Annotated in this window: 24 protein-coding genes; 6 read left to right on the forward strand and 18 right to left on the reverse strand. The window is 59.4% G+C overall.

Translation table 11 applies throughout. The annotated features are described in order from the left end of the window. Positions 1 to 45: 45 nt before the first annotated feature. The 6 genes from AC13RE_RS06030 (at position 46) to AC13RE_RS06055 (ending at position 8,970) form a co-directional block, all read left to right on the forward strand. On the forward strand, positions 46 to 837 hold the full coding sequence (locus AC13RE_RS06030) for an ABC transporter ATP-binding protein (protein WP_132717331.1): 792 nt from the start codon (positions 46 to 48) through the stop codon (positions 835 to 837). A gap of 72 nt (positions 838 to 909) precedes the next feature. Further along, positions 910 to 1,797 carry an ABC transporter permease gene (locus AC13RE_RS06035; RefSeq protein ID WP_132717332.1) on the forward strand — a complete coding sequence of 296 codons (888 nt, stop codon included), beginning with the start codon at positions 910 to 912 and terminating at the stop codon, positions 1,795 to 1,797. Further along, the gene (locus tag AC13RE_RS06040) at positions 1,794 to 2,927 is read left to right on the forward strand and encodes an ABC transporter permease (RefSeq protein ID WP_488562269.1); all 1,134 of its coding nucleotides are present in this window, start codon (positions 1,794 to 1,796) and stop codon (positions 2,925 to 2,927) included. Before AC13RE_RS06035 ends, AC13RE_RS06040 begins: the two co-directional genes overlap by 4 nt. 55 nt (positions 2,928 to 2,982) lie before the next feature. Further along, positions 2,983 to 3,951 carry an ABC transporter substrate-binding protein gene (locus AC13RE_RS06045; RefSeq protein WP_488485187.1) on the forward strand — a complete coding sequence of 323 codons (969 nt, stop codon included), beginning with the start codon at positions 2,983 to 2,985 and terminating at the stop codon, positions 3,949 to 3,951. A 493-nt stretch (positions 3,952 to 4,444) separates the two neighbouring features. Then, positions 4,445 to 5,635 carry an efflux RND transporter periplasmic adaptor subunit gene (locus tag AC13RE_RS06050; RefSeq protein ID WP_488562270.1) on the forward strand — a complete coding sequence of 397 codons (1,191 nt, stop codon included), beginning with the start codon at positions 4,445 to 4,447 and terminating at the stop codon, positions 5,633 to 5,635. Positions 5,636 to 5,649: 14 nt separating this feature from the next. Continuing rightward, positions 5,650 to 8,970 (forward strand): efflux RND transporter permease subunit, encoded by a 3,321-nt coding sequence (locus tag AC13RE_RS06055; RefSeq protein ID WP_488562271.1) that lies wholly within the window; start codon positions 5,650 to 5,652, stop codon positions 8,968 to 8,970. A 38-nt stretch (positions 8,971 to 9,008) separates the two neighbouring features. Here the strand turns inward: AC13RE_RS06055 and ureG are convergent, their stop codons facing one another. The 18 genes from ureG to AC13RE_RS06145 form a co-directional block, all read right to left on the reverse strand. Then, positions 9,009 to 9,620 carry an urease accessory protein UreG gene (ureG, locus tag AC13RE_RS06060; RefSeq protein WP_132717337.1) on the reverse strand — a complete coding sequence of 204 codons (612 nt, stop codon included), beginning with the start codon at positions 9,618 to 9,620 and terminating at the stop codon, positions 9,009 to 9,011. Between the two features lie 106 nt (positions 9,621 to 9,726). After that, positions 9,727 to 10,413, reverse strand: coding sequence for an urease accessory protein UreF (locus AC13RE_RS06065; RefSeq protein WP_488562550.1), 687 nt, complete (start codon positions 10,411 to 10,413; stop codon positions 9,727 to 9,729). 6 nt (positions 10,414 to 10,419) lie between these two features. Beyond that, the gene (ureE, locus tag AC13RE_RS06070; RefSeq protein ID WP_488562272.1) at positions 10,420 to 10,920 is read right to left on the reverse strand and encodes an urease accessory protein UreE; all 501 of its coding nucleotides are present in this window, start codon (positions 10,918 to 10,920) and stop codon (positions 10,420 to 10,422) included. 77 nt (positions 10,921 to 10,997) lie between these two features. Further along, positions 10,998 to 11,858, reverse strand: coding sequence for a GGDEF domain-containing protein (locus AC13RE_RS06075; protein WP_488562273.1), 861 nt, complete (start codon positions 11,856 to 11,858; stop codon positions 10,998 to 11,000). 273 nt (positions 11,859 to 12,131) lie between these two features. Continuing rightward, positions 12,132 to 13,844, reverse strand: coding sequence for an urease subunit alpha (gene ureC, locus AC13RE_RS06080; RefSeq protein WP_488562274.1), 1,713 nt, complete (start codon positions 13,842 to 13,844; stop codon positions 12,132 to 12,134). A 3-nt stretch (positions 13,845 to 13,847) separates the two neighbouring features. Further along, positions 13,848 to 14,471 (reverse strand): Urease operon accessory protein, encoded by a 624-nt coding sequence (locus tag AC13RE_RS06085; RefSeq protein ID WP_488562551.1) that lies wholly within the window; start codon positions 14,469 to 14,471, stop codon positions 13,848 to 13,850. Between the two features lie 17 nt (positions 14,472 to 14,488). After that, positions 14,489 to 14,923, reverse strand: coding sequence for a lysozyme inhibitor LprI family protein (locus AC13RE_RS06090; protein WP_488562275.1), 435 nt, complete (start codon positions 14,921 to 14,923; stop codon positions 14,489 to 14,491). A 15-nt stretch (positions 14,924 to 14,938) separates the two neighbouring features. Next, a complete protein-coding gene (locus tag AC13RE_RS06095; protein ID WP_112334914.1) occupies positions 14,939 to 15,244 on the reverse strand; it encodes an urease subunit beta in 306 nt (101 codons plus the stop codon). Between the two features lie 10 nt (positions 15,245 to 15,254). Continuing rightward, positions 15,255 to 15,509 (reverse strand): DUF1272 domain-containing protein, encoded by a 255-nt coding sequence (locus tag AC13RE_RS06100; RefSeq protein WP_132717342.1) that lies wholly within the window; start codon positions 15,507 to 15,509, stop codon positions 15,255 to 15,257. Between the two features lie 7 nt (positions 15,510 to 15,516). After that, on the reverse strand, positions 15,517 to 15,819 hold the full coding sequence (locus tag AC13RE_RS06105; RefSeq protein WP_015340839.1) for an urease subunit gamma: 303 nt from the start codon (positions 15,817 to 15,819) through the stop codon (positions 15,517 to 15,519). 31 nt (positions 15,820 to 15,850) lie between these two features. Then, positions 15,851 to 16,672, reverse strand: a complete 822-nt coding sequence (locus AC13RE_RS06110; protein WP_488562276.1) for an urease accessory protein UreD — start codon at positions 16,670 to 16,672, stop codon at positions 15,851 to 15,853. A 309-nt stretch (positions 16,673 to 16,981) separates the two neighbouring features. Next, positions 16,982 to 17,953 carry a 2-hydroxyacid dehydrogenase gene (locus AC13RE_RS06115; RefSeq protein ID WP_488562277.1) on the reverse strand — a complete coding sequence of 324 codons (972 nt, stop codon included), beginning with the start codon at positions 17,951 to 17,953 and terminating at the stop codon, positions 16,982 to 16,984. A gap of 147 nt (positions 17,954 to 18,100) precedes the next feature. Continuing rightward, entirely contained in the window at positions 18,101 to 19,222 is a 1,122-nt protein-coding gene (locus AC13RE_RS06120) for a branched-chain amino acid ABC transporter substrate-binding protein (RefSeq protein ID WP_015340842.1), read from the reverse strand. Between the two features lie 184 nt (positions 19,223 to 19,406). Continuing rightward, positions 19,407 to 19,760 (reverse strand): DUF6867 family protein, encoded by a 354-nt coding sequence (locus tag AC13RE_RS06125; RefSeq protein ID WP_132717345.1) that lies wholly within the window; start codon positions 19,758 to 19,760, stop codon positions 19,407 to 19,409. Positions 19,761 to 19,784: 24 nt separating this feature from the next. Next, the gene (locus AC13RE_RS06130) at positions 19,785 to 20,513 is read right to left on the reverse strand and encodes an ABC transporter ATP-binding protein (RefSeq protein ID WP_132717346.1); all 729 of its coding nucleotides are present in this window, start codon (positions 20,511 to 20,513) and stop codon (positions 19,785 to 19,787) included. Next, positions 20,513 to 21,385 carry an ABC transporter ATP-binding protein gene (locus AC13RE_RS06135; protein WP_488562278.1) on the reverse strand — a complete coding sequence of 291 codons (873 nt, stop codon included), beginning with the start codon at positions 21,383 to 21,385 and terminating at the stop codon, positions 20,513 to 20,515. The genes AC13RE_RS06130 and AC13RE_RS06135 overlap by 1 nt, the downstream gene beginning before the upstream one ends. Beyond that, complete coding sequence (gene livM / locus AC13RE_RS06140) at positions 21,385 to 22,809, reverse strand: high-affinity branched-chain amino acid ABC transporter permease LivM (protein WP_488562279.1); 1,425 nt, start codon at positions 22,807 to 22,809, stop codon at positions 21,385 to 21,387. Before livM ends, AC13RE_RS06135 begins: the two co-directional genes overlap by 1 nt. Positions 22,810 to 22,813: 4 nt before the next feature. Next, positions 22,814 to 23,716: a branched-chain amino acid ABC transporter permease gene (locus AC13RE_RS06145; protein WP_488562280.1), complete on the reverse strand. Its 903-nt coding sequence runs from the start codon at positions 23,714 to 23,716 to the stop codon at positions 22,814 to 22,816. Between the last annotated feature and the right edge of the window lie 64 nt (positions 23,717 to 23,780).

Consider the following 23,780-nt stretch of genomic DNA (forward strand, 5'->3'; position numbering starts at 1 on the left):
CAATCCGCCTCAAACATGCGGCGAAAACAGGACTGGTAGGTGTTAATGACGTCATCCGCTTCCTCCGTCGTCTCCGCGCGGAATCTCTGTCTCACCTACGATACGAATGACGGGCCGGTGCATGCGTTAAGCAATGTCGATCTCGATGTTCGCAAGGGCGATTTCGTCTCCTTCATCGGCCCCTCCGGCTGCGGCAAGACCACCTTTCTGCGGGTGATTGCCGATCTCGAGCGAAAGACCTCAGGCGATATCAGCGTCAACGGCATGTCGCCGGAAGACGCCCGCAAGGCCCGCGCCTACGGTTATGTCTTTCAGGCCGCAGCCCTCTATCCTTGGCGCACGATCGAGAAGAACATCGCTTTGCCGCTTGAGATCATGGGTTATGACAAGCAAGAGCAGGCCAAGCGCATCGCGCGGACGCTGGAACTGGTCAATCTCAACGGCTTCGAGCACAAGTTCCCCTGGCAGCTTTCAGGCGGTATGCAACAGCGTGCCTCGATCGCCCGCGCGCTGGCCTTCGATGCCGACCTGCTATTGATGGATGAGCCCTTCGGCGCGCTGGACGAAATCGTCCGCGATCACCTGAACGAACAGCTTTTGAAACTCTGGAAGCAGACGAACAAGACCATCTGCTTCGTCACCCACTCCATTCCGGAAGCGGTTTATCTCTCGACGAAGATCGTGGTCATGTCGCCTCGCCCGGGCCGCGTCACCGATGTCATCGAATCGACGCTTCCGGCAGAGCGGCCACTCGATATTCGCGAAACGCCGGAATTCCTGGAAATCGCTCACCGCGTCCGGGAAGGACTGAGAGCGGGGCACAGCTATGAGGAATAGGATGATGGATAGCTCCGTCGCGCGACGGCCCCTCACCCTAAACCTGTCCCCGTGCACGGGGAGGGCATGAACATGGAAAAGGAACAGTTCTTCAAGCACAAGTTCCTGCCGGTCACAACGATCGTCCTGGCGATCATCCTGCTCTGGTATGTCTTCGCCGTCGCTCTCAACGCACCGTTCCAGCGCGATATGGATCGGCGCGGAAACGTGACGCCGACGATGGTGGAATTCATCGGCAAAACCCTCGCCCAGCCCAAGCCCATCCTGCCGGCACCGCATCAAGTGGCGCAGAATGTCTTCGAAAACACTTTTCTTCGCGCCCTGACCAGCAATCGAAGTCTCGTTTACAATGCCTGGGTGACCCTGTCCTCCACGGCTGTCGGCTTCGCATTCGGGACGATCCTGGGCATCCTCATTGCCGTCGGCATCGTCCATGTCGTCGCCCTCGATCGCAGCCTCATGCCGTGGATCATCGCGTCACAGACGATCCCGATCCTTGCCATCGCGCCTATGGTCGTTGTCGTATTGGGCTCCATCGGTGTGACCGGCCTTATCCCGAAGGCGCTGGTCTCGACTTACCTATCCTTCTTTCCCGTCGCCGTCGGCATGGTGAAGGGATTGCGCTCGCCAGAGGTCATGCATCTCGATCTGATGCGCACCTATAATGCCAGCGCGATGCAGACTTTCTGGAAGCTGCGCATCCCCGCATCCGTCCCATTCCTCTTCACCTCGATGAAGGTTGCGATTGCGGCCAGCCTGACCGGAACGATCGTCGGCGAGCTGCCGACGGGCGCGGTCGCCGGCATCGGTGCGAAATTGCTCGCCGGCTCCTATCAGAGCCTTACAATCGAAATCTGGGCGGCACTCGTGGCCGGCTCGATCCTCGCCGCAGTGCTTATCGCCATGGTCAGCATTATCGCGCGGATCGTCGATCGTGCAATGGGGGGCCGGCCAGCATGAAGACCTTCCATTTTTCCTGGCAATGCACCCTCGCATTGCTCCTCTGTCTTGCGGCAATCGCGACGCTACCATTGTTTTCAGCCGATACCGCGGCCCCTGTCAGCAGCGGCACGACCTTCGTCGTTTTCATTCTCATCGCCGGTGCAGCCACTATTTCATTGACGAATTTGTCGGCGGACCTCGGTGCCGCGATTCTCTTCTTTGCCGCTCACGCCGCCGCATGGCTGCTGCTTGCCGGACTATCGGGCAACGAAGGCAATGCGGAGGCAGCGTTTTTCATTCTGCTCGCGGCTGCCTGGCTGCTCGCCTGGCGTTGCGTCTCCATCCTCTCCGGCATTCCCGCGCATTCGTCAGCCGGCAGCTATATGCTGCGATTGCTGATCCCTGCGATTTTCGGCGCCTGGATCATCATTGTCTGGGAGGCGGTGACGCGCGGCGCCGGCATACCTTTCATCCTTCTGCCACCGCCAAGCGCAATCGGCGCCCGCATTGCCGGTTCCGTCTCGACGCTGTGGATCGATGTGCAGCAGACGATCTTTCGATCGGTCCTGATAGGCTACACCATCGGCTGCGCCAGCGGCTTCATCGTCGCCATTCTCGCAGACCGCTTCGCCTTCCTGCGCCGGGGCTTGCTGCCGATTGGCAACCTGGTCTCGGCCCTGCCGATCATCGGCATCGCACCGATCATGGTCATGTGGTTCGGCTTCGACTGGCAGTCCAAGGCAGCCGTCGTCGTCGTCATGACCTTCTTCCCAATGCTGGTGAATACGGTGACTGGCCTTGCTGCCGCCGGTAACATGGAACGCGACCTGATGCGCACCTACGCATCGGGCTACTGGCAGACACTCTTCAAGCTGCGGCTTCCGGCTGCCGCGCCCTTTATTTTCAACGCGCTGAAGATCAACTCGACCCTGGCTCTGATTGGTGCCATCGTGGCGGAGTTCTTCGGCACACCCATGTCGGGCATGGGCTTTCGCATTTCAACCGAAAATGGCCGGTTGAACCTCGATATGGTCTGGGCTGAGATCGCAGTGGCCGCGATCTCCGGCTCGGTCTTTTACGGTATCGTCGCCATCATCGAACGAATGGTGACGTTCTGGCATCCGTCTATCCGTGGTGGGCAGGCGTAATCCAGGATCTCTTCAAAGGGATCAAGGCATAACTTCAGAGGGAAAGGGTGAAGACATGAAAAAAATAATGTTTGCATTGATGGCAAGTGCCATGACGCTTGCCGCCACCCAGGGCGCGATGGCGGCGGATAAATTGACGCTGCAGCTGAAATGGGTAGCCCAGGCTCAGTTCGGCGGCTATTTCGTCGCCAAGGACAAGGGCTTCTACAAGGAAGAAGGTCTCGATGTTGATATCAAGGCGGGCGGCCCTGATATCGCTCCAGAACAGGTGATCGCCGGCGGCGGCGCCGATGTCATCGTCGACTGGATGGGCGGTGCGCTGGTTGCCCGCGAAAAAGGCGTGCCGCTCATCAACATCGCGCAGCCCTTCGAAAAATCCGGTCTGGAGCTGATCTGCCCGAAGGATGGCCCGGTCAAGACGGAGAAGGATTTCAAGGGGCATACCCTCGGCGTCTGGTTCTACGGCAACGAATATCCCTTCTTCGCCTGGATGCACAAACTCGGCCTGAAGACCGACGGCGGCAAGGATGGCGTCAACGTTCTGAAGCAGAGCTTCGATGTGCAGCCGCTCGTCCAGAAGCAGGCCGACTGCATCTCCGTCATGACCTATAACGAGTACTGGCAGGCGATCGATGCCGGCTTCAAGGCTGAAGACCTGACCGTCTTCAACTATACCAAGCTCGGCAACGACCTTCTGGAAGATGGCCTCTACGTCAAGGAAGACAAGCTGAAGGATGCGAAATTCAAGGCCGATATGGTGAAGTTCGTCCGCGCTTCGCTGAAGGGCTGGAAATATGCCGTCGAGCATCCGGACGAAGCCGCCGAAATCGTCATGGACAATGGCGGCCAGGATGAAAACCATCAGAAGCGCATGGCAGGCGAAGTCGCCAAGCTCATCGGCAACGGTAAGCTCGACATGAAGACTTACGATCGTACGGTCGAAGCCTTGCTCAATCAGAAGATCATCAGCAAGAAGCCATCCGGCGCCTATACGCATGAGATCACGGACGCTGCTTTGAAATAATATTAGATCATCTCAAACCATCGAACGCGCGAGGTTGCCGGCCTCGCGCGTTTTTTTCATTTTGTAACAGCAGCCACAAAAGGCTGGCTTTCTCGCAGGAATTGCCTGAAAAGCCTTCGCCTATCAATTATTCGAATGCTGACATCACAATGCCGTGATTGCTTCGCATGGTTGTAGACGATAGAAATGCCCGCGAAATCATTTTCTCGTGATCTTGCGAGAATTGAAAACCGCTCCCATCTACAAGGGCGATTTTAGGATGAGGACCTGTAAGGCATGACAGACGGATATTACAGCGCCGCGCGTCAAATATGACGCGCAAAGGTCGCTGTAACACTTTAAATCTGCTGCATAATTTTATCCTTAGATCGATTCGATTTAAGGAATTATGCAGTCATCCGCCGGGGAAGCCGGCTCGCATGCAGTGATCTCCCGTGCTCGCGACGGAAAACAGCGAAATCCCTTTGACCAATGCCGAACTGGAACCGGACGCATGGCCTTCACGCCGTTTAGACTTCTGAGCACGACTGCCATTCTGCTTTCCCTGCTGGCCGCTCCCGCTGCCATGGCAGAGCAGGCTGCCGTTACCACGCCGAAGCAAAATCTGCCCGCAATCGTCATCACCACAGCCGCAATGCGCCACCTAACCGACAAGGTCGTCGCGACCGGCACGGTGAAGGCCGTTGAGGAGGTCTACATGCAGCCGCAGGTGGACGGTCTCTCGATCCGCTCTCTCAACGCAGATGTAGGCGACAAGGTGACGGCGAACAGCACGCTTGCCACGCTGAACGACGACGCGCTGGTCCTGCAGAAGAGCCAAATGCAGGCGACGCGGGCCAAGGGCGAGGCAAGCCTGGCACAATTGCACGCACAGCTCGCCGAAGCCCGCGCCAACGCCGAAGAGGCCGAATTGCAGCGCGTGCGCGCCGTTGCCATGGGCGCCAAAGGCACCATGTCGACCTCCTCGGTGGAACAGGCCAATGCTTCGGCTGCCGCCAACAAGGCGCGCGTGGTCTCCGCCGAACAGGCGATCGCCGTTGCGGAGGCCGATCTCAAGGTCACGGATAGCCAGATCGCCGATACGGATCTGAAACTTGCCCGCACCGGCATCAAAACCCCGGTGGCAGGCACCGTCGCATCGCGCAATGCCCGTGTCGGGGCTATCGCGAACGGCAATGGCGATCCGCTATTCACCATCATCCGCGACAGCCAACTCGAACTGGTGGTCGATGTCTCCGAGAGTGATATCACCAAGATCACGATCGGCCAGAAGGCGGCCATCGCGCTCTCCGGCAGCCGCGAGAAGCTTGCCGGAACTGTCCGTCTCGTCGCGCCGATCGTTGACCCCGTCACCCGCCTCGGCGCGGTGCATATCACGATCGACGATGGCGAGAAGGCGCGCGCCGGCATGTATGGCAGCGCCGAGATCATCATTCGCCAGGAAGATGGCGTCGCCCTGCCACTGACGGCCGTCAATAGCGAGGAAAACGGCTCGTCCGTCCGCAAGGTCGAGAATGGCGTGGTCAAGTTCGTGACTGTCGAGACAGGCATTCAGGACGCTGGCTATGTCGAGATCCTCAAAGGCCTGAAAGCGGGCGATGACGTCGTCGCCAAGGCCGGTGCCTATGTTCGCGACGGCGACCATATCACGCCTGTGCGCGACGCGTCGCAAGCCTCCAACTGAGCGAGAACGGCAAGATGAACTTCTCCGCCTGGTCCATTCGAAATCCGGTCGCCCCGCTCCTCGGCTTCTTTCTGCTGATGGTGGTGGGCGCGCACGCCTTCTTCAATCTGCCCATCACCCGCTTCCCGAACATCGACGTGCCGATCGTCAATGTCACCGTGACGCAGAGCGGCGCCTCGCCCGCCGAGCTCGAAATGCAGGTGACGAAGGAGATCGAAGACGCCGTCGCCAGCATCAACGGCATCGATGAAATCCAATCCACCGTCACGGACGGCCAATCGCAGACCGTCGTCGTCTTCCGCCTGGAAGTGCCGACCGAACAGGCCGTTCAGGATACCAAGGATGCGATCGACCGCATCCGCGGCAATCTGCCGTCGACCATCGACGAGCCGATCGTCTCCAAGGTCGATGTCGTCGGCCAAGCGATTCAGAGCTTTGCCGTATCCTCGCCGAACATGACGCTTGAGGAGCTGTCCTGGTACGTGGACGATACGGTCAAGCGCGCGCTGCAGGGCAAGGCAGGCATCGGCCGCGTCGACCGCTATGGCGGCGCCGACCGTGAAGTGCGCATCGAGCTCGATCCGAACAAGCTGAACGCCTATGGCATAACAGCGCTTTCGGTGAGCCAGCAGCTTCGCGGCACCAATATCGATCTCGGCTCCGGCCGCGGCCAGGTTGCCGGCAGTGAGCAGGCAATCCGCGTGCTCGGCGACGCCCGCAATGTCGCCCAGCTCGCCGATACGACGATCGCTCTGACCAACGGCCGCTTCGTCAAGCTCTCCGATCTCGGCGCCATCAAGGACACCTATCAGGAACCGAAGTCCTTTTCGCGCTTCAACAGCGCCCCCGTTGTCACCTTCGGCGTATTCCGCGCCAAGGGCGCCAGCGAGGTGACGGTCGCAAAGACAGTGGCCGACACGCTCGACAAAGTGCGTGCCGAGAACCCGAACGTCTCGATCGAGATGATCGACGACTCCGTCTACTACACCTATGGTAACTACGAATCGGCGATGCACACGCTGATCGAAGGCGCCATACTGGCCGTCATCGTCGTCTTCCTGTTCCTGCGGAACTGGCGCGCAACGCTGATATCGGCGGTTGCTCTGCCCCTCTCCGCGATCCCGACATTCTGGATCATGAACCAGATCGGCTTCTCGCTGAACCTCGTCAGCTTCCTGGCATTGACGCTGGCGACCGGTATTCTCGTCGACGACGCCATCGTCGAAATCGAGAACATCGCCCGCCACATCAAGATGGGCAAGACGCCCTATCGCGCCGCCATCGATGCTGCAGACGAAATCGGTCTCGCCGTTATTGCAACGACCTTCACCATCATCGCGGTCTTTGTGCCGGTCTCCTTCATGCCGGGCATTCCGGGCCAGTACTTCATTCAATTCGGTCTGACGGTCGCCTTCTCGGTGTTCTTCTCGCTGCTCGTAGCGCGTCTGATCACGCCGATGATGGCCGCCTATCTGATGCGCGCCGAAGATGGCGTCGACGATCATCACGACAATGACGGCCGCTTCATGCGTGGCTATAGCTGGCTGGTGCGGCTGACGACGAAGAAGTGGTACACACGTTATCCGACGCTGCTTGCCGCCTTCGCCTTCTCGATCGCCTCGGTCTTCGCTCTCATCATGTTCGTTCCCGGCAGCTTCATCCCGCCGGAAGACGCCTCGCGCATCGTTCTGTCGGCGGAACTGCCGCCGAACGCCCGGCTCGATGATACCGAACAGGCAACCAACGAAATCTATCGGCGCGTGAAAAGCATAGATGGTGTCGAAAGCGTCTTCGTGCTCGGCGGCGCCTCGCCGAAGGGCGATCTGGAACTGCGCCGCGCCACTGTGACGCTGACGCTCGGCAAGCTCGATCAGTCGCTGGTGAAGAAGCTGGTGAACGACGTCCTCGGCTCGCTCCCTGTCATCGGCCCTCACCTGCCGAAGGTCACCGTCCACGGGCGCGTACGCCCGCAATGGGACATCGAGAAGGAAGTCTTTGCAAAGCTGAGCTCCATTCCCGACGTCCGCATCACCAAGCTGAACGATCGTGGCGACCGCGACCTGACCTATAACTTCCTCTCGCGCAGCGAGAAGGATCTCAACCAGGCCGTCGGCATCCTGGAAGCCAAGCTGCGTACCGACCCGGCGCTCGCCAATGTCAGCGCCGACGGCGCCCTGCCGCGGCCGGAACTGCAGATCTATCCGCGCAAGGACGAGGCCGCGCGCCTCGGCATCACGCCGCAGATGATTTCCGACACGATCCGCGTTGCCACCATCGGCGACATCGACGCTTCGCTCGCGAAGATCTCGCTCGACGACCGTCAGATTCCGATCCGCGTTCAGGCCTCGCTCGGCATGCGCCGAGACCTGGCGGCGATCCGCGCCTTGCGTATCAAGACTGCTACCGGCAATACCGTACCTCTGTCGAGCGTGGCCGACATCGACTATTCCGAAGGCCTGTCGTCCATCAAGCGCAACAATCGCTTCCGCGTGGTCGCCATCGGCGCCGACCTGCCGCAAGGTGTGGCATTGGATACGGCATCCGAGCATTTCCTCGAAATCGTCAACAACGCCAAGATCCCGGCAACCGTGCATCTGGCGGAAAGCGGCGATACAAAAGTCCAGAAGGAAATGCAGCAGAGCTTCGGCAACGCCATGCTGCTCGGCCTCATGCTTGTTCTGACCGTGCTGATCCTGCTGTTCAAGGATGTGATCCAGCCCTTCACCATTCTGCTCTCGCTGCCACTAGCGATCGGCGGCGTGGCACTGGCCTTGATCATAACCGGCAACGCGCTGTCCATGCCCGTCATGATCGGCATTCTGATGCTGATGGGCATTGTGACGAAGAACGCTATTCTGCTGGTCGATTTCGCCATCGAGATGATGCATCAGGGCATGCCGAGGCTGGAAGCGGTGGTCGAAGCCGGCCGCAAGCGCGCCCGTCCGATTATCATGACCTCGATCGCCATGTCGGCCGGCATGTTGCCATCTGCCCTCGGCGTCGGCGAAGGCGGCTCCTTCCGCGCACCGATGGCGATTGCCGTGATTGGTGGCATCATCGTTTCCACGGTGCTCAGCCTGGTGGTCGTGCCGTCCTTCTTCCTCATTATGAACGACCTGTCGCGCCTGCTCGGCTATCTCTTCGGCAGACTTGTCGGCAGGAAGGATGTGGATGACGAGGTCATCACCAAGGAAGGCTTGGCCGTCGCCGTCAACGAAAACCGCCGGTCGCTCGCCAATCTGGAAGAGCGGCTTGAAACCATCGAGAACAAGGATGGCAGAAGCAGGTCCGTGGGCACGAATGTGCTAAAGCTGCCGCCCTTCGCGGCAGAATAAATCAGTCTCAGCGGATATGGAAATAAGGACGGGGCGGCTCAAAGGCCGCCCTGTTCCTTTAGGAAATCGACGATCTTGCTGACGCCGTCGCCGCGCTTCATGTCTGAAAACACGAAGGGGCGAGCTTGGCGCATCCGGGTCGCATCACGGTCCATCACCTCGAGATCGACATCGACGAAGGGCGCCAGATCCTTCTTGTTGATGACCAGAAGGTCGGATTTGGTGATGCCGGGACCGCCCTTGCGCGGGATTTCCTCACCCTGACACACCGAGATCACATAGATGGTGATATCGGCGAGATCGGGCGAAAAGGTTGCCGCCAGATTGTCACCGCCGGATTCGATGAAGACGACGTCGAGGTCAGGGAGACGCTCGTTGAGGCTGGCGATAGCCTGCAGATTAATCGTCGCATCCTCGCGGATGGCCGTGTGCGGGCAGCCACCGGTTTCGACGCCGACGATACGATCCGATGGCAGCGCCTGCATCCGCACTAACGCTTCCGCATCCTCGGTCGTATAGATGTCGTTGGTAACGACGGCGACGGAATAGTCCTCACGCATCGCCTTGCACAACTTCTCCGTCAGCGCCGTCTTGCCGGAACCGACGGGCCCGCCGATCCCAACGCGCAAGGGTCCATGTCTCGATTTCATGCTCGCAACTCCGATAAAGTGATAGCATAGCCAAGCGTCCCGCCGTCGCACAGCGGCGAATGACGTAGGCGATGTTTCGATTTCAATATTTTCCTGATGACGCCCCTCATGACCGGAAAAGCCGCGTGCTCTGGGTTTCGTGCCGCAGGCTCGCAATATCCGCTTGCACGGTCGCAGCTCCGAGATCGTCAAGGCTGGATTGGGCGGCACGTCGCGCGACATCCGCAAAGAGACCTTCACGTCGCGCCAGAATGGCAACGCCGTCTTTCTGGCCGCTGACGCCGAGGCGAATGCCGGCGGATACCATCTGCGAGGCCAGCGCATGCAGGAAGGCGGCAACCGCCTTCTCGGCGGCGATGCCATGCGCACCTGCGATGGCACCAACAGCAACCGGATAGGCCGTCTTTGCCGGGAGCATGGAAAAGATCGCATGCGGCCAAGCAGCGGCGGCCGAAAGAAAGGCATCTCCGAGCAGCATGGTCTCGTTATGGCGCTCCTTCGAACCGGCCAGTGCCTCGGCAAGCCCCGCAACGGCCGCAAGCCGCGGCCCATCCGCGTCAGCCCGATGCGCCTCGACTAGCAGCACCGCATCATTCCAAGCGGAGCCATGCTCAATGAGCGCAGCAATCCACTCGCTGAGGCCGGAGCTGTCGCGCACCAGGCCGTCATGTACCGCACGCTCCAGGCCGCCGGAATAGGCGAACGATCCTACGGGAAACGCCGGCGATAGCCATGCCATCAGCCGCAGCAGCGCCTGCAGGTCGCCATCGTCCGAAACCGCAGTGTTGGTCATCACGGTTCAATCGTGCGAATGGTGGTGATGATCCTGGCCAGGATGATGGTGGTCGTGGCCATGCGAATGGTTGCCATGGGAGTGATAGGCGCCGCGTGCCGGCTGGAAAGGCTCGCTGACTTCCGTCACAGTTGCACCCAACCCTTCGAGCATAGCGCGGATCACATGATCGCGCAGGATCAGGATACGCTCTTCCTCGATCTGAGCGGAAAGATGCCGGTTGCCGAGATGCCAGGCAAGTTCGATCAGATGCAGGCGGTTGCGTGGGCGGATTTCGAAAAGCTTTTCGTCCGCGGCGACGATCTCGATCAACTCGCCATCCTCGCGCACCAGCAGATCGCCGCTCGCAAAAAGCACCGGCTCCTTGAGGTCGAGCATGACCATCTCGCCATTTTCAAGATGCAGGAGCTTGCGGCGCAGATGCCTGAGATCATGCGGCAGGACGACACGATCGATCGGATTGGAGGAAGGGGTGCCGGCCGGCAGATAGGAAGTGACGCGTAGCATGGCTGTTCCAATTTATACTTTGGCAGACCATGCAAAATTGTCGCCGCCCGCGCAAGCATCAATGACGTGTGGAAGCCTCACATCCGCTGCACATAGCGTTGTAGTTCCCTGACATCCGTCGTTGCCACCTGCTCCTGCTCGGAGGCGCAACGATTCCAGACCTGCGACAGACGCTCGCGCTCGTGCATGACACGGTTGCGGCCAAGCGTCTTGGCAAGATAAAGCGCCTTATCGGCGGCGGCATAGACGGCCTCCGCCTTACGATCCCCGCCGATGTCGGCAATCCCGGCAGAAATGGTGATCTTCACCGACCCGCCTTCAATGGCGATCGACTGTTCGGCGATCTGCTCCTTGATCTCCTCAACGCGCGCGATACGCTCGGCCGTATCGCCGCCATGGATGATGACGCCGAACTCCTCACCGCCAAGTCGCGCAATCACGTCTTCTCCGGTGAAGGCACCCGAAAATAGCCGCGACACCGCAACGATCACCGCATCACCGGATGAATGCCCGAAACGATCGTTGATCGCCTTGAACCGATCCAGATCGAAAATCGCCAGCGAGGCGCCATCTCCGGCCATATTCAACGCCTCGGTGAAAGCACGGCGATTGAGCAGACCGGACAGCATATCGGTGCGGCTCAACCGCTCGAATTCGGCACGGGAGACCGCGAGCCTATGGATGGAAAAGCCTGCCAGCACCGCGAGCGCCCCGGACACGGGGCCGCCGATGATCCATGCCAGCAGGACACCAAAGCGCATCGCCTCGAAAATCGGCACCGGCAGAAGATCAAGCCATTGCATCACAAAAAGCAGCACCAGGATGATGGCAAGCGACATGATGACCGCGACGAAACTCATCCTAAGCGCGAAAATAAAAATCGCACGTCGCTGCTGAAAGTTACCGAGTTCGGCCTGCAGCGAAATCCATTGCTTCATGCGATTCACCTTCCTCAGCCCACTATTTCCATCATGTGAGATAGGGGTGAAGGCGCTTCCAGGTCTTTAATGGAATGATTAAAAAGCGGTATATTTCCCAAGTTGTGAACAGCCGGAGACTACATCCGTAAGATCCAACTTGCCGAGAAAAATGCGCGATGGCACCACCACCACGTCATGTCATTGATATTGCTGCGCCTAGTACGCAGCATATGAAAACCCCGGAAAACCGGGGCTTTCATCTCTGCCTGATGATCGGCGTCCGAAATATCCTCAGAAAAGAAAATATCGCTGCGCCATCGGCAGCACGGTTGCCGGTTCGCAGGTCAAAAGCTCGCCATCGGCACGCACTTCATAGGTTTCCGGGTCCACCTCGATATGCGGCGTCAGGCTGTTATGAATCATCGATGCCTTGGAAATGCCGCCGCGCGTGTTCCGAACGGGCAGCAGCGTCTTGGCGACGCCAAGCTTGCCGGCAAGCCCCGCATCGAAAGCCGCCTGGGAAACGAAGGTCACCGACGAATTCGTGCGATTCTTGCCATAGGCACCGAACATCGGCCGGTAGTGCATCGGCTGCGGCGTCGGAATCGAGGCATTCGGGTCGCCCATCGGTGCTGCGGCGATCGAGCCGCCGATCAGCACCATCTCTGGCTTCACGCCGAAGAAAGCCGGGTTCCAGAGCACCAGATCGGCGCGCTTGCCGACCTCGATCGAACCGACCTCATGGCTGACGCCATGCGCGATCGCCGGGTTGATCGTATATTTGGCGATGTAGCGCTTCGCGCGGAAATTATCGTTGTCGCCTACCTCCTGTGCCAGGCGGCCGCGCTGGCGCTTCATCTTATCGGCAGTCTGCCAGGTACGGATCGCCACTTCGCCGACACGGCCCATCGCCTGGCTGTCGGAGGAAATGATCGAAAAGGCGCCGATGTCGTGCAGAATATCCTCAGCGGCGATCGTCTCCTTGCGGATGCGGCTTTCGGCAAAGGCGATATCCTCCGGGATCGACGGCGACAGGTGATGGCAGACCATCAGCATATCCAGATGCTCGGCGATCGTATTAACCGTATAAGGCCGCGTCGGGTTGGTCGAAGACGGGATGACGTTCGACTGCCCGCAGATCTTGATGATATCAGGCGCATGGCCGCCGCCCGCGCCTTCCGTGTGGAAGGCGTGAATGGTGCGACCCTTGATGGCACCGATCGTATCCTCCACGAAGCCACTTTCATTCAATGTATCCGTGTGGATCATTACTTGTACATCATATTCGTCCGCAACGCTGAGGCAGCAGTCGATCGCCGCCGGCGTCGTGCCCCAATCCTCATGCAGCTTGAGCGCGCAGGCTCCGCCAAGCACCATTTCCTCCAGTGCGGCGGGAACGGAGGCATTGCCCTTGGCGGAAAGGCCGATATTCATCGGAAAGGCGTCAAAGGATTCGATCATGCGCGCCAGATGCCACGGCCCAGGCGTGCAGGTCGTTGCCAGCGTGCCGTGCGCCGGCCCCGTGCCTCCGCCAAGCATGGTGGTGACGCCCGACATCAGCGCCTCCTCGATCTGCTGCGGGCAGATGAAATGAATATGGCTGTCCATGCCGCCGGCGGTGACGATCTTCCCCTCGCCCGCAATCGCCTCCGTGCCGGGTCCGACGATAATATTGACATTGGGCTGCATATCCGGATTTCCGGCCTTGCCGATTGCAACAATGCGGCCGTCCTTTAGGCCGATATCCGCCTTGACGATTCCCCAATGATCAAGGATGAGCGCATTCGTAATGACTGTATCGACAGCGCCGCCGGCGCGCGTCACCTGGCTCTGTCCCATGCCGTCACGGATGACTTTGCCGCCGCCGAACTTCACCTCCTCGCCATAGGTGGTGAAATCCTTCTCCACTTCGATGAACAATTCGGTGTCTGCCAGACGAACCTTGTCGCCAACAGTCGGTCCGAACATGTTGGCATAGGCGGGACGAGAAATCTTGTAGGGCATGATTCAGTCTCCTTCGGAGGCAGAGATGAGGTTCGTGGCGGCAAGGCGCCTGAGGCGACCGAGGGAAACATAGGCATCCACCAGCTGTTTCTCGGCGGCAAACGGATGTTCCTCCCAGCCTGTGTGGCTGAAACCGGTAATGGCAATATCGTCGTCAGGATGGCGTGACATCACATCGGCGATCACGATCATGCCGCTGCTCGGCACGATGTAGGAGCCGGGATCGTAATCCGCCAGCGCCGTATCGACGCCTTCGTGAATGGCTCGGTCGATCACCATATGCTGTTTACCTGTGGCCTGGCAGAACGCGGTGAACTGATCTGTATAATCGTCGCAGAAATCGTCGAGCTCGGGATGCGAGATCGCCAAAGATGCGCGCAGCTCAGAGAATTTGTCTGAATCACGCACGCTCCAGATTTCCGATGCGGCAGCGACAGCAGGGCTCTTGCGCCACTCCGCCGAGCCGAGCATGGCACGGGCCGGCCGGCCTGTGTTGCAGACAGCGATGACATCGGTTCGGCTGCCGCCGGCTCCCATCGATCGGCAATCGTTGAAACGGATCACGAGATCGGCGGCATCAATGACAGCGGCTGCACCGGCCGCAATCTCACCATTGCCGACGATCATCACGTGGCGCCTGGAATTCACTGACCACCCTCCGACCCATCAGCGAGATCCTTCAATTCCTTGGTCCGCGTCTTGGTCAGCTCCGCCTTGCAGCCGGAGACGAGCATGGGCTCCATCGAGCCGCCGCGGGCCTGAAAGCCTTGTGCCTCACACTCGCCGTCGCGATAATCCACCCAGGCGCGCTGCGCTTTAACCAGTGCCTTTTCAGCGCCCTTCATATCGTTATCGAGATCCGCATCGATGGCGACCATCGCAGCGCGCGTTTTCTTATATTGCGCGTTCAACGCCTTGTCGGCCGTGTCGAACTCGAGAGCGGCGCAGATGTTGAGGTCCGTCTGCGCCTCGGCTTTGGCGCAATCGATCTTCGGCTCATCCGGATTGTTCTGCGCAAAGGTAGGGCCGCAGATCAGGGCTGCAGCAAGAGCGACGGCAGCGGGCGCAAGCAATTTCATCGACACCCCCAGAAGCTAGAGCTTGCCCATGACCTGCTGGCGGAAGCCATAGACTTCACGCTTGCCCGACAGCGGAATCAAGGTGACCGAGCGTGTCTGCCCCGGTTCGAAGCGCACGGCGGTGCCGGCGGGAATGTCGAGCCGCATGCCCCTTGCCTTATCGCGGTCGAAAGACAGCCCGGCATTGGTCTCGGCGAAATGATAGTGGCTGCCGACCTGAACCGGCCGATCGCCCGTATTGGAAACCTCAAGCGTTGTGGTCGGCGCTCCGACGTTGAGTTCGATGTCGCCGCTTGCGGCAATAATTTCACCTGGAATCATGGTTCTCTCCTCATGCGGCCTGGACGGGCGCACATCCCTCAGCTTTCAGAACACGTTTTGTCGAAGCGGGATATTTGGCGAGCAAGGCCGCCGGGCGGATTGGACGCTGCGCGAAGTCACCGCCGCAGTTCGGGCAGACGCCACCTAATACGGTATCGACGCACTCAGCACAGAAGGTGCACTCGAAGGTGCAGATCATAGCGTCTTGGCTTTCCGGCGGCAGATCCCTGTCGCAGCATTCGCAATTTGGCCTCAGCTCCAGCATGGCAACCTCATCGGATGGGTTCGTGGACCGTGACGAGCTTGGTGCCGTCGGGAAATGTCGCCTCGACCTGAACGTCATGGATCATCTCGGCGACGCCCTCCATCACCTGATCGCGCGTGATGACATGGGCGCCGGTCTCCATCAACTCAGCGACCGGGCGGCCATCGCGTGCTCCTTCGACCACGAAATCGGTAATCAGCGCAATGGCTTCGGGATGATTGAGCTTCACGCCGCGCTCAAGCCGCCGCCGCGCCACCATCGCCGCCATCGAAATCAGCAGCTTGTCTTTTTCTCTCGGAGTGAGGTTCATCGCCTACCTATGTGATTGCTGTTTGCTCAATTTACAGATTCCAGACTTTCGGCACAGGCGCTCCGTCGCGCAAGGCGGAAATGATCGGGATGAGGATTTTTCTGAGCGCGAAGCCATCGGCGGCAACAAGCCGCACGACAAGCTTCTCACCCCAGTGGCTGGCGCCCCCCATATGGGTTTCGAGGAGCGGCCTGATCCGGCCGAGATAAGTCTCGGCCAGCGGCCCGACATAAAGCAAGGTCGCAAAGGCGACCTGACCATCCAGCACAGCCATCTTCGCCGTCAATGCAGCCACATCACCGTCCAGCCGCAGCTCCTCGGCATGAACCAGCCGTCCGCCGCGGCGGATGCGCCAGCGATCGCGAAACAGTCCCTGCTCCATCGTCTCGCCCATGGCTTTGCGCCCAAGCAGGATCGCCTCGACGGCAAGGAATTCGGCCGCATCGTCAAGTTCGGCATTCAACATACGAGAAAGCGAGGCGCGGTCGAAGAGGATGGTCTCCTGCGGCAGCCAATCGACACGGGCGCCGTGGCCAACCTTGATGGACGTTTCGACCTCTGCCGTACCGGCCGAAGCCTTGTAGATCTTCTCGCAGGCTTGCGTGGTCACATCGATGCGTGTGCCCGGCGCGGCGGAAATACTCCAATCCATGCGGTCGCCGCCCGTCAAGCCGCCGGCCGTGTTGATAATGACGGCCTCCATGGAATGATCGAAAGTTTCCGGCAGCCTGATCTTGGCCGCGCCCTCCTGAAAGAGCTCGGAAAGGCGCGTGCGGCCGCCAAGCGACTTCGCCGCAAGATGGCCGCGACCCCGCGCCCTCTGCGGTCTTGTCCCTGCCACCGTCATTGCCATCAGCCTCTCCACGCATCGCACATGCCAAGCCCGGCCATTGAAGCCCGGCGAGCAATAAACGCAAGCAATTCCTGTGCCTTATTCGACACCGTGCAATATTGGCCCTATATCAGCCGCATCAGCTGCATTTTTCGTCAAACGCTCAAAAGAAAGGCAAGCCTCTGCAACGGATCTGTTTGATCCTTGGCGCGGAGACAATGCGCGTCAGTCTGGAGCAGTTCCAGCAAGGTGCGAAGCGGTTTTGCGCCCAGAACTACATGAAGCAAGAAGATAGAGCGTTTCCGCGATTCCAAGAAAAGCGGAAATGCTCTAGATCACACGATCCGGTGGCTCGCGCCCGGCAAAGAAGGCGGTGACATTGTCCACCACCTTCATCCCCATGGCGGTGCGCGTTTCTTCCGTGGCGCTGCCGAGATGCGGCAGAAGCACGACATTGTCCATCGCCCTTAACCGCTCGGGAACATGCGGTTCAGCCTCATAAACGTCGAGGCCGGCGCCGCGGATCGTCCCCTGCTCCAGTGCCGAAATCAGCGCCGCTTCGTCGACGACATCGCCCCTTGCGGTATTGATCAGGAAGGCCTCCGGTTTCATGGCCACGAAACGGCCCGCATTCATCAGGTGCCGGTTCTCGGCACCGCCTGGACAATGCAGCGAGACAAAATCGGAGACTTCCAGAACATCTTCTACGGTCTGCAACTGGACGGCGCCATAGCGAGCCGCCTCCATGGGATCGATGGCGGAGCGATTGTAGAAGACGACATCCATACCGAAGCCAAAATGGCAGCGCTGCGCGAAGGCGCGGCCAATGCGGCCGAAGCCGATAATGCCGACGGTCTTGCCGGTGACCTTGGTGCCGACCAGATGTGTTGGCCGCCAGCCGCTCCAGGCGCCGGCCCTGACTTCACGCTCGCCTTCGCCGCCGCGGCGCGCAACGGAAAGAAGGAGCAGCATGGCAATATCGGCCGTGCAATCAGTCAGCACACCGGGCGTGTTGGTGACGACCACGCCCTTCTGTTTTGCCGCGGCAATATCGATATGGTTGAACCCGACGCCGAAATTGCCAAGAATCTTCGTCCTGATCGCCTGACCTTCGAAAAGCGCTGCAGGAAGCTTGTCGGAAACGGTCGGCAGGACTGCATCATAGGCGAGCAGCGCCTCGCGCAGCTGCCCTGCGTCGAGCGCGATGTCATCCTTGTTCAACGTCGTGTCGAAACGCTCGGAAAGCACGGATTCGACCGCGGCCGGCCAGCGTCGGGTCACAAGAATACGGGGTTTGCTCATGCGGTCATCCTCCTGCCGATATCAGGCAGATTTAAAGCAGCCTTGGCTTGAAGAAAATGGCGAACCGATATCGCGAATATGAAAAAGCCCGGCCGGTGGCCGGGCTTCTCAGGTCTTGCTCATGCCGGAAAACCGGCATCACAAAGCTTACTTCGAGATTTCGTCGTAGTTGTACTTGCCGTCGGAACCCTTGGACCACTTGTACATGACGTAGTCCGGACGGGTGATGTCGCCCTTGGCGTTGAAGCCCAGATCGCCGATAGCGGTCTTGAACGGACCCTTTGCCTTCAGCGCATCGGCAACAGCCATCGGATCGTTGGAACCGGCAGCCTTGGCGGCGGCAGCGATAACCTGCAGAGCCGAGTAGGAGTAGAGCGTGTAGCCTTCCGGCTCGTAGCCGGCAGCGCGGAACTTGGCGACGAGGTCGGCGGAAGCCGGGTTCTTGCGCGGATCCGGTGCGAAGGTCATCAACGTGCCGTCGACGGCGTCGCCGGCGATCGATGCCAGCTCGTTCGAGACGATACCGTCACCCGACATGAAGTGAGCCTTCACGCCCTGGTCGGCCATCTGGCGCATGATGAGGCCAGCTTCCGTGTGCAGACCACCGTAGTAGACGAAATCGACGCCAGCCTGCTTCATCTTGGCGATCAGGGCCGAGTAGTCCTTATCGCCGGGGGTGATGCCCTCATAAACGACTTCCGTCACGCCGGCGGCGTTGAGGTTCTTCTTGGTTTCATCGGCCAGACCCTGACCATAAGGGGTCTTGTCGTGAACGACGGCAACCTTGGCGCCCTTGAAATTGTCGGCGATGTACTTGCCGGCAACTTCGCCCTGCTGGTCGTCACGGCCGCAAGTACGGAACGTGTTCCACAGGCCGCGTTCGGTGAACTTCGGGTTCGTCGAAGCGGGAGTGATCTGCAGGATGCCGTTTTCAGCGTAGACTTCCGAAGCCGGAATGGAAACGCCCGAGTTGAAGTGACCAACGACGAACTTCACACCGTCAGCAACAAACTTGTTGGCGACCGAAACGCCCTGCTTGGCGTCGGAGACGTCGTCGCCGAGTTCGATCTTGATCTTTTCCCCATTGATGCCGCCTGCAGCATTGATGTCGGCTGCTGCCTGTTCCGCACCCTTCTGAAGCTGCGCGCCAAACGCAGCATTCGGGCCCGTCAACGGACCGCCAACGCCAACAATGATATCGGCCTTCGCAGCGCCGCCGAAAGCGATCATCGCCGACAAAGCCACCGCCGACAGAAGATACTTCTTCATATTATTACTCCCAATTTTTAAGCGGGTTCCGTTTAATCTGCCCTGCGCGATACCCACCAATCATCACGCCGGTAACGCTTGCATTCCGAACTCTGGAAGCATGACCCGGCCCGTTCCCGTCTGTTTTTATGGGCTGGATGACGCTCTTGGTTGTACGCAGACTGTGCCTAGTTTAGGCCCAGTGTCAATTCTTCTTCTTCCAAGAAAAGGCCGAGGTCTTTTCGTAGAGCCAATAGTAATTATTCACCATCTGATCGGTACGACGATACCGGTATCCCGCCGTCGCAAAAACAAGCAGAAGCACGACGTCGATGATGTAGATGGTGAGGTCGAATACCGGGCCGTTGAACAGCGCATGGTGCAGAAACTGCAGCCCAAGGCCGATCAGAAAGCTGTAGACGACGACAATCGGATAGTTTTCCCAGCTGGAAGCGACGGCGCGGCCTGCGCGCCACGCGGTCCAGAAACCCAGGATGACGATAACGGCACGGATGACCATGCGGCCGCCGGTATCGCTGTCGAAGAAAAGTCCCTGCATCTCAAATTCCCCGCGAAACGAAAATCAATGATGTCCGCCTTCGAGATAGGCGGCGCGCACTTCCGGATTGGCGAGCAGTTCCTTGCCGGAACCACTCATCGTCACCCGGCCGTTGACCATCACATAGGCGCGGTCCGAAAGCTTCAGCGCCGCAAAGGCATTCTGCTCGACGAGGAAGACGGTCAGCCCCTGGCTCTGGTTCAGAACCTTGATCGCTTCGAAAATGCCCTTGACGATCAGGGGTGCCAGGCCAAGCGAGGGCTCGTCCAGCAGCAGCAGCTTCGGGCGCGCCATCAATGCACGGCCGATCGACAGCATCTGCTGCTCGCCGCCGGAAAGCGTGCCGCCGCGCTGCGACTGACGCTCCTTCAGGCGCGGGAAGAGCGTGAAGATCTTCTCGACGTCCTCGTTGAAGTATTTGAGCTTATCGAGGCTCGCACCCATCTGCAGGTTTTCGTAGACGGTCATGCGCGGAAAGATGCGCCGCCCCTCCGGCGATTGCGCGATGCGAAGCCGCGCGATCTCGTGCGTCGGCATGCGCGTAATATCCTGGCCGTCGAAAGTGACCGATCCGGTACGAGCCTGAGGGCTGCCGCAGATCGTCATCATCAGCGTCGACTTGCCGGCGCCGTTGGCACCGATCAGGCTGACGATCTCGCCACGGTTGACTTCGATGTCGACCCCGGCAAGGGCGCGGATATTGCCGTAATAGGTTTCCACGCCCGCAACTTTGAGAAGTGGCTGCCCCGTCATCAATGTTCACCTTCCTGGAGGTGTTCGACTTCGGCAATCACCTCTTCCACTTCCTCATCCTCAACGCCTAGATAGGCAGCGATCACGCGAGGATCGTTCTTCACCTCATCCGGCGTGCCATCGGCAATCTTCTGCCCATATTCGAGGACGATGACATGGTCGGAAATCTCCATGACCACCGACATATCGTGCTCGATCAGCAGGATAGACGTGCCGGTATCCTTGCGGATACTGCGCAGGAATTCGTTGAGAACCAGGGATTCGCGAGGATTGAGACCGGCAGCCGGCTCGTCCAGGCAAAGCAGCTCCGGCCCCGTGCACATTGCGCGAGCGATTTCCAGGCGACGTTGCGCGCCGTAGGGAAGATCGCCGGCCGGATCGTCGGCGCGATCGATGAGATCGGCTTTCTCGAGCCAGAAGCGCGCAAGTTCGATCGCATTCTTGGCTTCGGAACGATACGGCCCGATGCCGAGCAGACCGAGGATCGTATAGCCGGAGGCGCGCATCAGCTTGTTGTGCTGCGCCACCAGCAGGTTTTCCAGCACGGTGAGGCCCGAAAACAGACGGATATTCTGGAAGGTGCGCGCCACCTTGGCTTCACGCGTGATCCGGAAATCCGGAAGCCGTTCCAGGAGATATTCCTTACCGGTCTTCTGATGCAGGCTGATCATACCCATCGTCGGCTTGTAGAAGCCGGTGATGCAATTGAACACTGTCGTCTTGCCGGCGCCGTTCGGGCCGATGAGGGCGGTAATGTCGCCGCGCTTCGCCTCGAAGGAGAAATCGTTGATCGCCATCAGGCCGCCGAATTTCATCGACAGATGATCGACCTTCAACAGAACGTCATTGGGGTTTGCGGTCACAGCGTTCATCAGCCGTGGCCCTCCTTGGTAAAGCTGCCGGAGACCGCTTTTCGCTCCTTGAGGAAGGCGGTCGGCTCACGCGTGCCGACAAAGCCGCGCGGCTTGAAGATCATGACGACCACCATGGCGAGACCGAAGATCAGCATGCGGTAGAGTTCCGGAGTGAAATCCGGGCCGAAGCCGGGAATAATTGTCGTGTCGCCCCAAACCAGGCCAGTCTTCAGGAAGCTCATATTACGCAGCGCTTCCGTGCCGCCGATCATGGCGATCGCCGCGATAGCGATACCCTTCAACGACCCCATGCCGCCCAGGACCACGATCGCCAAAATGATTGCGGATTCGAGGAAGACGAAGGATTCCGGCGAGACGAAGCCCTGGCGCGCCGCGAAGAAGGAGCCGGCAAAGCCGCCAAACATCGCGCCGGTGGCAAAAGCCGTGAGCTTCGTCGTTACCGTATTGATTCCGAGCGAACGGCAGGCGATTTCATCCTCGCGCAACGCTTCCCACGCACGTCCGATCGGCATGCGGCGCAGCCTGATGGTGACATAGGCCGTCAGCATGCAGAGCAGCAGGATCACATAGAACAGGAAAATCTTATACCAGGCAGACGAGATCGGCAGACCGAAACTACGCACGAAATTGTGCGGGTCCTTCATATCGAAAGTATAGAGGCCAAAGAGCGATGCCTTGGTGATGTTGGAGATACCGAAGCTTCCCTGCGTCACATCGGTCCAGTTGGTCAGCACGATGCGGATGATTTCACCGAAGGCAAGCGTGACGATCGCCAGATAATCACCCCTGAGGCGCAGCACCGGAAAGCCGAGGACCATCCCCCAAAGCGCTGCCAGAAGGCCCGAAATCGGCAGAAGCAGCCAGAAGGATAGGCCGAAATGCATCGACAAAAGTGCATAGGAATAGGCACCGACCGCATAGAAGGCGACATATCCCAAGTCGAGCAGACCGGCGAGGCCGACGACGATGTTCAGACCCCAGGCAAGCATCACATAGATGAGGATCTGGATGCCGAAATTGTCGACATAGGTCAGCGCCCCTTGCGGCCCGAGGATTGTCACCGCCGCCAGCGGATAAATCAGCAGAAACACAAGGGCGATCTTGTTGAAATACTTGGAGACGAAGCTTTGTTCGCCCTCTACCTGCACGACCTTGGCCTTGGCTGCCTTTCGCGCCGCCAGATAAGGCTGGACGAAGACCGTCATGATGAAGCGGCCGACGGTAGCGATCGCAACGATGGTCGCCAGAAGGCCCCAGCGCTGCACGATGATCAGCTTGTTGTCCATATTCTGATCGGTCTTGAGACCGATATAGAGGACGAACATGCCAAAGGATATGACAGCGGTCCAGAGGGCGTCCGTAATCCCTTTCTGGACAAGGCCGGGTGCGGTCTTGCCTGCAACGAAGTTTGAATTTGCCATGGCGTTATACCTTTTCGACTTCCGGCCGGCCGAGAATACCCGTCGGCTTGAAGATCAGCACGTAGGCCAGGATACCGTATGTCGCGACATCCTTATACGCGATGGGAAAATTGCCCGACCAGAACGACTCGATGAAGCCGATCATCAGACCACCGAGAACAGCGCCCGGCAGCGAGCCGATGCCCCCCAGAACCGCGGCGGTGAACGCCTTGACACCAGGCACGAAGCCATCCGTGAAGTTCGCGACGCCATAATACATCAGATACATCGTGCCGGCGACGGCAGCGAGCGCCGCCCCCATGATGAAGGTGATGGAGATGGTCCGGTCGACGTTGATGCCGAGCAGCGCCGCCATCTTGCGGTCTTGCTCGGTGGCACGCTGCGCACGCCCAAGCGCCGTCTTGTTGACGATGTACCAGAAGGCGGCCAGCAGCACGACGGTGATGATGAAGATGATGATCTGCTTCAGCGACAGCGAGACGCCGCCGAAATTGTAGACATCACCCACCAGTGTCGGGATCGGCTTGTTGCGCGGACCCTGTGCGACCTGGATGAAGTTCGACAGAACGATCGACATGCCGATTGCCGTGATCAGCGGCGCGAGGCGGAACGATCCGCGCAAGGGCCGATAGGCGACGCGCTCGATCACCCAGTTCCAGAGGCTCGTCATCAGCATGGCGACAATCAGCATCACCAAAAGCAAGATGGCGACCGGCAGGCCGGCAAACAGCGAAATGAGAACGAGATAGGCGATAAGAGCGGCAAAACCGCCAAGCATAAACACGTCACCGTGGGCAAAATTGATCATGCCGATGATGCCGTAGACCATGGTGTAACCAATGGCGATCAGGCCGTAGATCGACCCGAGAGTCAGCCCGTTTAAGAGCTGCTGGATAAAATAATCCATATATCATTTCCCCTGGATGCGGCGTCATACGATCGCATCTCTTATTACTTTTTTAGGTTCCTTC

This window comes from Martinezella sp. CNPSo 3959, assembly GCF_057784355.1.